The organism is Alteromonas sp. G4i35 (assembly GCF_054960375.1).
Window position 1 is genome coordinate 1 of sequence record NZ_JBHNZD010000030.1, and the last position, 13,829, is coordinate 13,829.

The 13,829-nt window shown below is 44.6% G+C and carries 13 protein-coding genes; all 13 read right to left on the minus strand.

The genetic code is table 11. The features are described 5' to 3' along the window. Positions 1-303: 303 nt before the first annotated feature. Complete coding sequence (locus ACFI6L_RS17535) at positions 304-1,125, minus strand: IclR family transcriptional regulator (RefSeq protein WP_014977303.1); 822 nt, start codon at positions 1,123-1,125, stop codon at positions 304-306. A gap of 67 nt (positions 1,126-1,192) precedes the next feature. After that, a complete protein-coding gene (locus ACFI6L_RS17540; RefSeq protein ID WP_014977304.1) occupies positions 1,193-1,906 on the minus strand; it encodes an ABC transporter ATP-binding protein in 714 nt (237 codons plus the stop codon). A 1-nt stretch (position 1,907) separates the two neighbouring features. After that, positions 1,908-2,666 (minus strand): ABC transporter ATP-binding protein, encoded by a 759-nt coding sequence (locus ACFI6L_RS17545; protein WP_014977305.1) that lies wholly within the window; start codon positions 2,664-2,666, stop codon positions 1,908-1,910. Next, entirely contained in the window at positions 2,663-3,631 is a 969-nt protein-coding gene (locus ACFI6L_RS17550; protein ID WP_342340844.1) for a branched-chain amino acid ABC transporter permease, read from the minus strand. The genes ACFI6L_RS17545 and ACFI6L_RS17550 overlap by 4 nt, the downstream gene beginning before the upstream one ends. A gap of 9 nt (positions 3,632-3,640) precedes the next feature. Beyond that, on the minus strand, positions 3,641-4,504 hold the full coding sequence (locus ACFI6L_RS17555) for a branched-chain amino acid ABC transporter permease (protein ID WP_014977307.1): 864 nt from the start codon (positions 4,502-4,504) through the stop codon (positions 3,641-3,643). A gap of 48 nt (positions 4,505-4,552) precedes the next feature. Next, on the minus strand, positions 4,553-5,737 hold the full coding sequence (locus ACFI6L_RS17560; RefSeq protein ID WP_014977308.1) for an ABC transporter substrate-binding protein: 1,185 nt from the start codon (positions 5,735-5,737) through the stop codon (positions 4,553-4,555). 31 nt (positions 5,738-5,768) lie between these two features. Beyond that, positions 5,769-6,938 (minus strand): DcaP family trimeric outer membrane transporter, encoded by a 1,170-nt coding sequence (locus tag ACFI6L_RS17565; RefSeq protein ID WP_342340845.1) that lies wholly within the window; start codon positions 6,936-6,938, stop codon positions 5,769-5,771. 435 nt (positions 6,939-7,373) lie between these two features. After that, on the minus strand, positions 7,374-8,567 hold the full coding sequence (locus ACFI6L_RS17570) for a benzoate/H(+) symporter BenE family transporter (RefSeq protein WP_342340846.1): 1,194 nt from the start codon (positions 8,565-8,567) through the stop codon (positions 7,374-7,376). 154 nt (positions 8,568-8,721) lie between these two features. Continuing rightward, positions 8,722-10,077 (minus strand): MFS transporter, encoded by a 1,356-nt coding sequence (locus ACFI6L_RS17575; RefSeq protein WP_044583902.1) that lies wholly within the window; start codon positions 10,075-10,077, stop codon positions 8,722-8,724. Positions 10,078-10,130: 53 nt separating this feature from the next. Beyond that, positions 10,131-10,910, minus strand: coding sequence for a 1,6-dihydroxycyclohexa-2,4-diene-1-carboxylate dehydrogenase (locus ACFI6L_RS17580; RefSeq protein WP_014977312.1), 780 nt, complete (start codon positions 10,908-10,910; stop codon positions 10,131-10,133). After that, a complete protein-coding gene (benC, locus tag ACFI6L_RS17585) occupies positions 10,907-11,929 on the minus strand; it encodes a benzoate 1,2-dioxygenase electron transfer component BenC (RefSeq protein WP_014977313.1) in 1,023 nt (340 codons plus the stop codon). Before benC ends, ACFI6L_RS17580 begins: the two co-directional genes overlap by 4 nt. Before the next feature lie 15 nt (positions 11,930-11,944). Next, the gene (benB, locus tag ACFI6L_RS17590; RefSeq protein WP_014977314.1) at positions 11,945-12,427 is read right to left on the minus strand and encodes a benzoate 1,2-dioxygenase small subunit; all 483 of its coding nucleotides are present in this window, start codon (positions 12,425-12,427) and stop codon (positions 11,945-11,947) included. A gap of 12 nt (positions 12,428-12,439) precedes the next feature. Further along, a complete protein-coding gene (locus tag ACFI6L_RS17595; RefSeq protein ID WP_014977315.1) occupies positions 12,440-13,807 on the minus strand; it encodes a Rieske 2Fe-2S domain-containing protein in 1,368 nt (455 codons plus the stop codon). Between the last annotated feature and the right edge of the window lie 22 nt (positions 13,808-13,829).

Genomic DNA, 13,829 nt, shown 5'->3' on the forward strand with positions numbered 1-13,829 from the left:
CTTTTAAGTCGGTTTTTATTTTTTGATTTCACTAGTTTCAATGAATGATAATTTATCAAACTCATCTCATAACTGAACCCAAGTTTTAAGTCCCTTTAGCTTTTTCGTTTGCATGCTCCTTTTGGCTCAGATATCTACCTTCTAGGACAAATGCTAATTTTAAGAGCAGTATTATTAGCGCATTGAATAAATGTAGTTGGAGTATTAGTGTACACCACTTCTACAAAGTCACACATGCATAACTTCATGTCTAAAAAAGCCAAGTTGGGAGTAAAGCCGTTTTTTTATCATTAAAGGCTGAACTTAAAAAGAGTAACATTCTGAGGTTGCTCTAAGCTGTCCAGATATCTTACGGGTAGCTTCATTACTAGCCTTTTTCACGGCTTGTACATATATACTTTTTGCATTAACTGGGGTTTCCTTGCTGTTGCCCACCAAGCTAATAACAGTGCTTACCGAACCATCTAAACTAAAAATAGGTGCACTTACAACATTAATGTCTGGCAAGAAATCTTCTTTAAAACAACACAAGTTGCTTTTTTTTATTTCTTCTAGCAATTCGTAGAACATCGCTTTTTTTATAGGCTTACCCATGTAGCGTGGCATAGGTGCAGGGGAATCGTAGTAGTGTTCAACTAGCGTCTTGCATCGCAGTTTAGGTAGGTGGGATAAGAAAATACGCCCAGCGGCAGAGGTAAACGGCGACAGCTCTGAGCCCAAACGGATATTCACCGCCAAAAAGTGACTGGAGTCTAACCACTTTATCACTAGCGGTACATCACCATTCCAAATGGTTACAGTAATGGTTTTATCTAATTCTTGGTGAAGCTTATCTGCATATTCAAAGGCCACCTGAACGGGGTTTGAATGTTTTAGTGCCGACATACCTAAGCGAATACTGCTGTTTGAAAGCATGTATTTGGCATTGTCTAATTGCGACACATAACCAAGCTTGGTCAAGCTAACCAAGTATTTGTGAAGTCGACTGGGGCTCATTTCTGCCAGCTCAGATAACTTAGTAAGCGAGATAGGGCCGCTGTGCTCAGAGATTAACTCTAAAACCTCAAGCCCTAGTTCTAGAGAGCCAATACCCTTTCGGGTTGCAATTGCTTTGTCGTCATCCATTGTGTTGCTGCCTCTTCATCCAAGTGGGCGTCATGCTACCCCAGCTTCTCACCGCATTACAGCGTAATTAAACCGCAAGATTGGTTTCAATAAATGCGCGATTTTCCTCAAGGGCTTGCGAGTCACCGTAAAATTGCACTTTCCCTTTCACAATAAGAATGTGCTGATCGCACAGCGTCTGCAATACCTTAATGTTTTTATCCACAATAATGGTCGACACACCGGTTTCTTTAATTTTGCGAATAACATCCCAAATTTCTCTGCGAATAAGTGGTGCTAAGCCTTCTGTGGCTTCATCGAGTATCAGTAAATCTGGGTTGGTCAAAAGCGCCCTACCTATAGCTAGCATTTGCTGCTCACCGCCAGAGAGTTGAGTGCCTTTATTGGTTAAGCGCTCTTTTAAACGAGGGAACACCTCAAGCACCTTCGCATAAGTCCAATGCGCTTCACCTCGCGAGTTTTTTCGCGCGGCCATTTGTAAGTGCTCTTTCACAGTTAAGTTGTGAAACATGCCCCGTCCTTCTGGCACATAGGCAATATCGTTGCGCATGCGTTTCCACGTGGGAAGAGCACCAATTTCTTTGCCCTTGTACAAAACAGCGCCACTACGCGGCTTTACGATACCCAAAATAGATTTCAATGTTGTGGACTTACCCATGCCGTTGCGACCCATAATACTTACGGTCTGCCCTTTTTTAATGGCAAAAGATATTCCGTGCAGAATATGGCTTTCTCCGTATAAGGTATGAATGCCTTTTACCTCTAGAATGTTGTCTGTCACGTTAAAATACCTCGTCATCGTTGCCTAGATAGGCTTCTTGAACTAAAGGGTTTGCTCGAATGTTATCTACCACATCGGTGATCAAATGCTGCCCGTCCACCATCACGGTCATTAGGTCAGATAGCTCAAAAACGGCATCCATATCGTGCTCTACCAGCACAATGCAGTAGCGCTTTTTCAGCGACTTAAGCAGGTCAATAATGATAAGCGACTCTTCATGGCCCATACCCGCCATTGGTTCATCAAGTAAAAGTACTTGGGGGGCGGTCGCCAATACCATGGCAATTTCTAGCTGACGCTGCTCACCATAACTAATGGCGCTGGCTTTGATATTGGCTTGCTTCAATAGCCCTACCTGTTCAAGGGCATCTTGGGCAATCGCAGTTACATGCTTACTTGAATGCTTCGACTTAAACATATTAAAGCTGCTACCCACTCGTTGCTGGGCGGCAATGCAACAGTTTTCCAAGCATGTGGCATCTTTGAAAATATTGGTTTTCTGAAAACTTCGCCCTATTCCTTTGCGGCAGAACTGATAACTTTTCAGGCCCGTAATATTTTCACCTCGATACAAAATCACACCCTTAGTTGCCGGATACGTACCGCACAATATATTCAGCAGGGTGCTTTTTCCCGCGCCATTAGGGCCCACAATACTATGCAGCGATTTGTCGTAAAACTTAATATTAAATTCGTTGAGCGCTTTTAATCCGCCCCAGTGCTTTGAAAGGTTTTCAGCTTGTAAGATACATTCACTCATTTGCGTTTCCCTCCGACTAACTGCTCAATTAGCCCGGCAATACCACTTTTTAGTAGCAGTACCATTAAGATGATGAGCGAGCCCATCCAAAACATCCAATACTGGGTCATGTGTTCAATGCCGTAGTGCAAGCTCTCATAAACGAATACACCTAGAATTGCCCCAAAAATAGTGCCTAGACCACCTAAAATAGCCATTACTAATGCAGAAGCAGAGACTTCCCAACCCATCATGGTTGGATTAACAAAACCGTATTGAAGCGAGAACAAGTAGCCTGCGTAAGCGGCAAGTGATGAAGACAATACATACGACACTAAACGGAAGTAAAAGATGTTGTAGCCAAGTGCAGTGGCACGCTCAGGGTTTTCTTTTATTGCGTCAATCACACGCCCAAACCGAGAATGCAAACTAACTTTACAAAACACGTAGCAGTTAAATAGCGATAGCAAGCACAGGTAATAGAAGTGGTTCTCGTTATCTAAATCTAAGAAATTTAAACCAAAAATGCTGGTTTCGGGTTTTAGATAAATAAATAACCCGTCTAAGCCGCCGTATTCCGTTGAGTCGGCAAAGAAATAGAATGTCATTTGCGCCAATGCCAGCGTTATCATGATCATATAAATACCGCTAGTTCTTAGCACAATTAAGCCAACAATAAGTGCAATAGCACCACTAGCGGCCATGACATAAAAGGTATACAACCAAAAGTTAACCACTTCGTATTCGGGGAGCATAATGGCAAATAAGTATCCGCCTAAGCCGTAGAACATGGCGTGACCAAGGGTGATAAGGCCAGTTCTTCCCACCAAGTAGTCCAAAGACATAACAAAAATAGACAAAATCAGCATGGTGGAGATTTTGTTTACGTAAAACGTGTTCTCATTGAAAAATAAGGGGATACCCAAGGCAATAAAGAAAAACGCAAAAATAAATACTTTTTCAGCTTTGCTAGAAAATACAGACATCGTACAACCTTAACTTTTGAAAAGCCCTTGTGGTTTAAAAATAAGGATAAGTGCCATTAGCAAGTAAATTGTCATACTCGACATGCCGGGCAACAGCACAGATGCGAACGTATCAACAATGCCTACTAGCAAGGCCGCCACAAAAGCCCCTTTTATCGAGCCCATTCCCCCAATCACCACCACAACAAAGCATGAAATGAGTACGCGTTCGCCCATACCAGGTACTAAACTCACCACAGGCGCAGAAACAATACCGGCCAAGGCAGATAAGGTAACGCCAACGGCGAAAACGACGGTAAATAATGTGCCGATATTCACGCCCAAGTTCTCAACCATTTCTCGGTTAGACTCACCGGCGCGGATCATCATGCCAAGCTTAGTATTGTTGATGACGTAATACATGCCTATGGCAATACCCACACACAATACCGACAGGAACAAGCGATAAACCGGATATTCAACGATATCGGTAATTTGAATAGACGATGACAGCAGCTCAGGTACATCAACCCCCAGAGGGTCGTTACCCCAAATGAAGCTTTGTGCCGCGTTAAAAATAAAGATTAAACCAACCGTTAGCAGTACCTGATCAAGGTGGTCGCGCTTGTATAAATGCACTATTAGAAAGCGCTCAATAATTACGCCTATGACCATAGCAATACTGCAAGCAATGACCACAGCTAACCAAAAGCTGTCTGTCATGGCGGCAAAGTAATACACCAAATAAGCGCCAATCATATACATAGAGCCGTGAGCAAGGTTCAAGATACCCATAACGCCAAAAACTAATGTGAGACCTGATGCAACCAAAAACAGTAACAGCCCATACTGAATACCGTTTAGTAATTGCACGAGGAAAAGCGACATTTCCATTTTTATACCTCTATGGGGAAGCCCGTGGGCTTCCCTACTTGCAATAACTTATAAACGACAACCACGTGCTGGGTCATTCAGGTTCGCTGCAGCGGTTTTAACCACCACGTTTTCTCCGTTCTCAACCTTTCTTAAATAGATGTTTTGAATTGGATTGTGCGCCTTAGAGAAATGGAAGCTGCCGCGCGGGCTATCAATTTCAATACCTTCCATTGCCTTTATCAGAGCTTTTTTGTCAGCGGTATTACCCTTGGTTGCTTCCACGGCTTGAATAATCAATTGACCGGCGTCATACCCTTGAACGGCGTATAAGTCAGCAGGCTTGTTGTACAATGACAAATACTCGGCTCTGAACGCTTTGTTCTTAGGGTTATCCAAGGTGTCGGCATAGTGTAGTGTGGTGAATAGGCCGTCAGCGGCTTCACCTTGCGCTTCAATGGTGCCTTCGGTTAGGAAACCAGAACCAATAAGTGGAATTTTGCTTTTAAGCCCCATGGCATCGTAGTCTTTAACAAACTTAACCGAGCCACCACCGGCAAAGAACACAAATACAGCATCAGGCTTTATTGAGGCAATTTCAGTTAGGTAAGACTGAAACTCTGTTTTTGGAAACGGTACGAAAATTTCCTTAACCACTTCGCCACCAGCTGCTTCAAATGATTCTGAAAACGCGGCAAGCGACTCTTTACCAAACCCGTAGTTCCAGCTTAGTGTCACCACCTTTTTATAGCCCATTTCAATGGCTTGGTTACCCATTGGATAAGCAGTTTGCCAAGACGAAAACGACGTGCGGAACACATTCGGCTGACAGAATGCTCCTGTTGCAGCGTTAGCACCTGCATTGGGAATGATCATGATAGAGTCTTTGTTTCTAACCGATTTGATCATGCCCATTGCTACCCCTGAGTGAACTGGGCCAATAATGAAATCGGCATCGTCTTTATCGGTCATTGCAGAGGTTAACTCTGGAGCGCGTGCTGGCTTTGCTTCAGTGTCGCTAATGATGAATTCAACAGGGCGACCGGCAATAGTATTGCCCTTTTCTTTTAGGGCTTGTTTCAGGCCGTTAGTAGCAGCCTCACCCAACCCAGCATAAACACCACTGTATGGCAGCATTACGCCAATTTTTATGGGCGATTCGTCGGCATGTGCAGACATACCTGACAACACACTTGTCGCCATCACACTACTGGCCAAGACGACTTTTCTGAGCGTTTTATTTTTAAATATCATGGTAAGTTACTCGTATTGTGGTAGGTGAATGTTAAAAAGCGTATTTCGCCATTGCTTGAACGCGGCTCATATCGCCGTCGAAACCGTCAACAGTTTCACGCTTTGCGTAGGTATATTCCAAGCCAACCGATAGCGGCTTAGTAATGTTGTAGATGTAGTTAATGCGCGTGCTGTAAACGTCATGTGTGCGCGAGCCCACCATGCCTTCGACGGTGTCTACATCTAATGAAGAGAAGATAAGATTGGTACGAGCGCTTTCGCTCCACAAGTGGCGATAAGCTACAGTAACCGCGGATGCATCAATGGCATCAAAGTTACCTTCATCGTCTAGGAAGGCACCATTGGCAGCATTTACGCCAACATAACGACCTAAGCCCGAACCACTAGCTACTTGAATGCGAATATCATCGCCATTGCTCAAGTTAATGCGCGATGAAAGCGATAGTGCAATACCCGTGTCTGAGTAATCTTCGCCTTGTGTTTCATAAGCAAGCTGACGCAAGATACCGCCCACTTTCACATGACCCCAGCTGGCTTTCATCGTATAAGTACCAATGAGATCAGGTACAGAATTGTCATCTGTCGTAATTTGCGCGGTAGTGGTAGTGCCAACGGTTGTCTCAGGGTTTTCCAGCGCCACTTCAAAACCGTTATTTGAATAACGAATTTGTGGTTGACGAGTAAAAGCCACACCGTCTGTTGTACCAATAAAATCTACTGATTCAACCAAAGCGCCTAGGTCCATGATAGTTGACCAAGTTTGACCAATTAGCCAGTTGTTGTATTTCAAGTAAGCATGTCGCATACGTGGCGTATAGGAGTTGCTCACTCGCTCATCACCACCAGATGTCAATAGAAAGTCAAATTCAAACACACCGGTTATGACGTCTTCACCGTCTACTGGCGTATTGGTAGTAAATCTGAAACGAGACTGTTTCGCGTGCGCATCAAATCGGCCACCTAGCCCATCGTCTGTGGCGCCCGTTTGTACCAAAGACGGTACGTAAATATCACGTCCAGGGCCAACACCTTCACCGTTTGAGTAGTCGCTATACATTGCGTCAACTTTGATATAACCAGAGAATTTCACCTCGGTGTCAGCTAGGTTCGCTGCCTCTGCGCCATTAGCAAGCGCTAAACCAACCGATAGTGACGAGGCAAGTAGGGGCTTGATGAGTGTTTTTTGTTTTAAAGTATTCATTCAGTTCTCCGTTGTAAATGTGCCAAGCATGTGTGTGATAAACAGAAACAACTGACGTTAAGGCAACCCATCTTTGTAAATTTTGTGTTATGCAATTGTTTCTAAACAAGGAACTTACTGTGAAGATAAATCACAAACCAATACCAAATGAGTGGCTCGCAATACTTAACGGGTATGGCTTTGCGGTATATAGGTTGAACAACAATGCATTGAAAAACATATAAACCATTGTTATTAATTGATAATTACAAGCAGATTTGGAAGAGCATTGATAGCTCTTATAGACAAAAATTACACGCCACAACTTGTTCATTATTTATAAATTAATTCACCAATAATTAAAAATGAGCAAATATAAAGGAAAAAAATAAATAAAAAACCCGCCATTAGGCGGGTCCAAATTGCTTGGGAGCGGTGTTACTTTTGTTGCTGGTGTTACTTTTTAAGATAGCGCTGAACAACAATGATAGTGCCGCCAATGACTAGCCCCCAAAACGCGGAGGAAAGCCCTAATAACGACAAATCCGATGCGGTAATAAGAAAGGTACACAACGCCGCTTCTCGATCTGCAGGTTGGCTTAATGCTGTAGAAAGTGACCCTTCCAGCGCCCCCAAAAGTGCAATACCGGCCACCATTGCGATAAACTCAGCAGGAAACGCTTGAATCACACTCACTAGCGCGGCACTAAATAGCCCAAACATAATGTACCACAGCATGGCGACAGCAGGGCCAAAATAGCGTTTTTTAGGGTCGGGGTTGGCATCTGGGCCAGTGCAAATGGCAGCGGTTATTGCAGATAAATTCACCCCATGACATGCCGTTGGCGCAAACAAGATACTCATAAGCCCACTACCTGCAACAATCTGATTTGACGGTGGTGAATACTTGTCTTGCTTTAGTATGGCGATACCAGTAATAAATTGGCCGCTCACAGCAACTAGCATAAGCGGTATTGAAATACTAAATAATGCAGTGAGTGAGAAGCTAGGCATGTACCAATTGGGTGTTGATATTTGCCAGTCAACTTGTTGAAATGACAAATCATAGTTTAAGGCCAGTACCCCTACCCCAATAGCAACGGTAAGCATGATGGCGTAACGCGGCAGCAAGTGACGCAATAAAATATAGCCTGCGAACATCACTAGCCCCAGTAAAGGCGCTTGTGTCATTTTAGAGAAGAGATCCAGAGAGAAGTTAACCAGTATTCCTGCCAACAATGCCGCAGCTAAGGCCAAAGGCAATCGGTTCACTAGTCGCTCAAATGCCCCTGTTACTCCCAATAACAACAAAATGCCACCAGACATAATGTACGCGCCTATCACATCGCTCCACGGCATACCCGGCACTAAGGTGACGAGCAAGGCAGAACCCGGTGCATTCCATGCAAAAAGCAAGGGCATGCGATAGCGCAAGCTAAACCAACCACATAGTAAACCGCTAGCAATAGACATCCCCCAAATCCAAGAAGTCAGTACCTCACTGCTCAAATTCGCCGATTCGGCAACTTGAAACAAGATAACCAGTGGACCTGCATAGCCCATTGTCGAAGCAAGGAGCCCCGCTACTGCGGCAGACAACGACCAGTCTTTTAACGGTGGAAAAGAAATGAAAGTAGGCTGATTTTGCATAAGTCACTCCATTGGTTGCCGTGCTACCCGCAAGAAATTGCCTGCGAATAGCACAGCTTGGGAACGCGGTTTACTTAAACTACATATTTCCGTTTGAGATGCGTGTAGTAGGTATAACAGAACGAGTAAACAGTGATGTTACACGCTTTGTAAATTAAGCGTTTTCAACAACGTTAGGTTGTAGATCGCTTATATGTTTTGCGCTACTGGCGCGATGTTGGTGAAAATAAAATATCCCCATGGCAAGCGCACAAATAATGCCTGGAATAGCAAACACCATGAAATTAAGGTGTAGTTCAAGCTGTTCTGACAATAAATAGCCACCCAGTAAGGGTCCTACGATAGCGCCGTTTCTGCCAATCCCCGATGCCCAACCAAGGCCGGTAGAACGAATGTGTAACGGATAGTACTGCGCTGCACAGGCATATAAGAGTATTTGACTACCTATTGTTGCAGCACCCGCCACAGCAATAGCCAAATAGCGCACAAAGCTTGGTATATCTAAGCCCATAAGGGTGATTGATACCGCAGCAGCAATAAAGAAGAAGGTGAGTACTTTAGGCAAATTAGAACGATCGCCAAGCCACCCGCCATAAATAGCACCAGCAATAGCACCAACGTTAAGCACTAGTAAGAATTGTAAACTAGACCCCAACGAGAACCCTGCATTATTCATCAGTTTAGGTAACCAAGACGTTAATGCGTATACCATCAGTAAGCAGCAAAAGAACGCACACCACAACAAAATAGAAGGCAACGCATTTTGACCGTTAAAGAGTTGCTTAACGCCAAAATGGCTTGGTGCTACTACACTATCGTCTTCCTCGCCCTTGAGAGGCACATCTGTATTTGAAGGTGCAATTCGCGAGATGATTTTCTTGGCGGTGTCTCTTTTTCCCTGACGAATGAGAAACGCCAGTGATTCAGGTAAAAAGGCAAGAATTAAAGGAAGTAACACGAGGGGTAAAATAGCCACATAGAAAACCGATTGCCACCCCCACTGTGGAATCATTTGCATGCCTAACCAAGCCGCCATCATACCACCGACAGAATAGCCACTAAACATAATGGCCACCAGAGTTCCGCGCATTTTTTTAGGCGAATACTCGTTCATAAGCGCAACTACATTAGGCATAACTCCACCAATGCCTAGCCCGGCAATAAAGCGGCATATACCAAACTCGGTCACATTGGACGCAAAAGCATTGATGAAGGTAAAACCACTAAACAGTGCAATACAGATAGCAATAGACAAGCGACGCCCGATGCGATCTGCCAATTGTCCAAAAATAATTGCCCCAATCATCATTCCAAATAACGCATAGCTACCCAACGCGCCTGCCTGTACAGGTGTTAATGACCACTGTTCCATTAATACAGGTAGCACTACGCCGTACACAACTAAGTCGTAGCCGTCGAATATAATAATCAGTGCGCACAGCAGTAACGTGCGCAAATGAAAGCGGTTAAATTTTGCATTGTTTATTAATGCGGTTAATGCATTACTCATAACTCTTTTCTCATAAAGAAAGCCGCTTAAAAGCGGCTTTTTATTCTTGTTTTTTACCCACAATCTCCACCAGCAACAGGCAAAATAGTTCCTGTAATATAGCTGGCTTCATCTGAAGCTAAATACAAAATGGCAGATGCTTGTTCATCTAGGGTGCCGTAACGAGACATAAAACTGGTATCAATGGTCTGATCGACAATTTGCTGATACCAAATTTTTTCCTGCTCACTTTGTGTAGACTCGTTGCGCGGAATAATGCGCTGAGGCGCGTCGGTTCCACCTGGTGCCGTGGCATTCACACGAATATTGTGCTGCGCGTACTCAAAGGCAAGTGACACTGTCAGTGCATTCACGCCCCCTTTTGCCGCGGCATAAGGCGCGCGGTTTACACCACGAGTTGCAACCGAAGACACGTTCACTATGGCGCCTTTTCCGTTGTCTAACATGGCCGGTAATACTGCGCGACAACACCACAACGTGGGGAACAACGAGCGACGAACTTCTTTTTCAATTTCGTCAGCTTGATAATGCTCGTAGGGTTTGGCCCAAATGGTCCCCCCCACATTATTGATAAGCTTATCGATTCGCCCAAAATGCGCCGATGCCGTATTCATAGCATTAAGCGCACCTTCATAGGTTTCTAAATCAGCCTCTACAGCAATAACATCCGCACCGTTTTCATTGAGTGACTGGGCAATCTGTTGAACATGCGCTGAGCGGTCAACCAATACCAACTTAGCTCCCTCAATAGAGGCTCGTTGTGCAACGCGAAGGCCAATGCCTTGCGCTGCGCCAGTAACTACGATGACCTGCTCATCGAAGCGCAAACTCATGCGGCTTCCTCTTTAGGCTGGCTGGGGTTAAATTTTTCGTAGTGGAACGAATATGGATTTGTGCCCGCATCTTTAAAGTATTGACGCACGGCATCAACCATCGGCGGAGGTCCACATAAATATGCATCGGCATCAGCAAGTGCAAATGGAACACTTTCCATATGATCAGTAACAAAACCCAACTTCTCATGTGCGCTATCTGGGTTAACGACGACAGTGGCGTAGCTAAAGTTGTCTAATGCCTCGGCATATTCTTGTAAGGCTTCAAGCTTCACCAAGTCATCCACATTAGTCACACCGTAGAGTAAATACACAGGTTGACTTGTTGGAGCCTGCACAAGCGACGCAAGCATAGAAAGAATAGGGGCAAGCCCTGTTCCGCCTGCTAGCATAAGTACTGGGCGCTCTACTGCGCGCAAGTAAAAGCTACCTAGTGGACCGGTTACGGGAAGCACATCTCCTGCACTTGCGTCTTTGCTCAAGTAAGTACTCATTAGGCCATTAGGCACATTGCGGATAAGGAAGCTTGCATCTTTGCTTCCCGGGCAAGAGCTAAATGAATACGCTCGGGTCTCATCTGAGTTTGGCAGCCCCAAGTTAATATATTGACCAGGCAAGAAATCAAGTGGCGCAGACAAAGCGACATTTAATTCAATGGTGGTATCTGACAATGCATTTACACTGGTAATGGTGCTTGTAATGCTTTGCGGGCCTGATGCGCAGAGTGAAGAGGATGCAGGAATAGAAATCACCACATCTGATTGAGGTTGCATCTGACAGGTAAGAATTAGCCCATCAGCAGCTTCATCGTCGGTTAACGCTTCATCGATATATTCATCACCTAATTCGTAAGTACCTTGCTTGCAGCTACCTTTACAGGTTCCACAAACACCATCAGAGCAGTCCATTGGCAGTTTCACTTGATGGCGATAGGCGGCGTCGAGTACTGTCTCGCCATCATTACACTCGATAACACGCGTTACACCGTCTTCGAAATTAAGAGCTACTTTGAAAGACATAATAATTCTCCGCCTTTACAGGTGATATACATCAATAACCTGATTGATGTAATCATTATTCAAAATCACTTTTTTACGCGTAATAACTGGCGTTTCGCCACTGATATCCAACGAACAAAACACAGTTCCAAAAAAGTGTGATGTCTCGCGATAGCGATGGCTTAGCGTATTGAAGTTGTAGCGGATTTCCGCTGTTGTCTCGTCTTGGTTCAGTACTTCTAAATTACTACATTGATGCGTGGTTCTCGGCTCAGGCATACTCGCGCCAGAACGCTCAGTCTTGATGCGGTATACTCTGTCTTCCAAACCATTGCGATTGGGGTAATAAATGAGTGAAATTTCTTTATGAGGATCGTTGGTTAATTGATCATCATCATCCCATGCTGGCATCCAATATTCGCACTTTGGGTGATAACACATTAGCCAGTCATCCCATTGACGGTCGTCAAGTAACCGCGCCTCGCGAAATACAAAGGTCTGAATTTCGTGATAAGTCATAGCTTCCACCTCTTAATCTTTTTGTATAACTGGAATATGACTGGCTCTTTCTAGCTCAATCGCATTTAACATTTCTTCAATCCAGTGTTTGTGGTGATGAACATATAACCCTTCGTCTTCTGGTTTGACACCTGAAGCTATAGTGTCCATACCAACGCCTTTGGCATAGTCGTCTGGGCCTTCCATCCAATGAGCAGCACCGCGACTCATATCATTCCATCGCATATCACGCGCTTCGTAGCCCTGCTGACAACCTCTGAACTCTTCTAGATCATCCGGTGTTCCCATGCCAGATACGTTAAAGAAATCTTCATATTGACGAAGGCGCTTTTGACGATTTTCAGCAGATTCACTCTTAGGCGCGAAGCAGTAAATAGACACTTCCGTCTTATTCACAGAAATAGGTCGAAGTACGCGAATTTGCGTTGAAAATTGGTCCATCACGTAAACGTTAGGGTACAAACACAAATTGCGCGTTTGATTCACAATGGTGTCAGCTCTTGCCTCACCAACTTCTTGTTTTAGGCGTCCAAGTTGATTATAGATAGGACGTGCTGCTGGATTTGTTAAACGAGTCCATAACATCATATGACCGTTTTCAAAAGAATAGAAACCACCTTCGCCCGACCAGCTTTTTGCATCAACCGCTTCAGTCCCGCCGTCCTCATAGTTGCGGTGACTCATCGTTGATAAGTAGTTCCAGTGAACGGTTCCAACATGATAGCCATCGGCGCCGTTTTCAGCAGTTAGCTTCCAGTTTCCTTCGTAGGTGTACGTTGAAGTACCACGAATCACTTCGATACCTTCTGGGTCTTGATCCACAATGTTGTCGATAACCTTCGTGGTTTCACCTAAATATTGCTCCAACGGAAATACATCGGCATTCAAACTACCGAACAAAAAGCCGCGATAGGATTCGAAACGTGCAATGTGCTTAAGGTCATGAGAGCCATCTGTGTTGAACGACTCAGGGTAACCACCTTTCTTCTGATCACGCGCTTTTAAAAGCTTGCCTGAGTTGTTAAATGTCCAACCGTGGAAGGGGCAAGTAAAAGACGTTTTGTTACCGCGCTTACGACGACACAGTGTGGCACCGCGGTGCGAGCACGTATTTAAAATGGCATTTAGGTCGCCGTCTTTGTTGCGCGTAATAACAACCGGCTGGCGACCAATTGTAGTAGTGTAATAGTCACCGATTTCGGGAATTTGGCTTTCATGTGCCAAAAATACCCAGTTGCCTTCAAAGATGTGTTTAATTTCTAAGTCAAACAAGTCTTTGTCGGTAAAGATCCCACGGTCACAGCGATAATGCCCCGTCTCTTCATCGGCCTCAACGGCACCACGGATCTTCTGTTCTAGTTGATTCAATGTTGCTGACATAATTTATCTCCCGAAGTTAGCA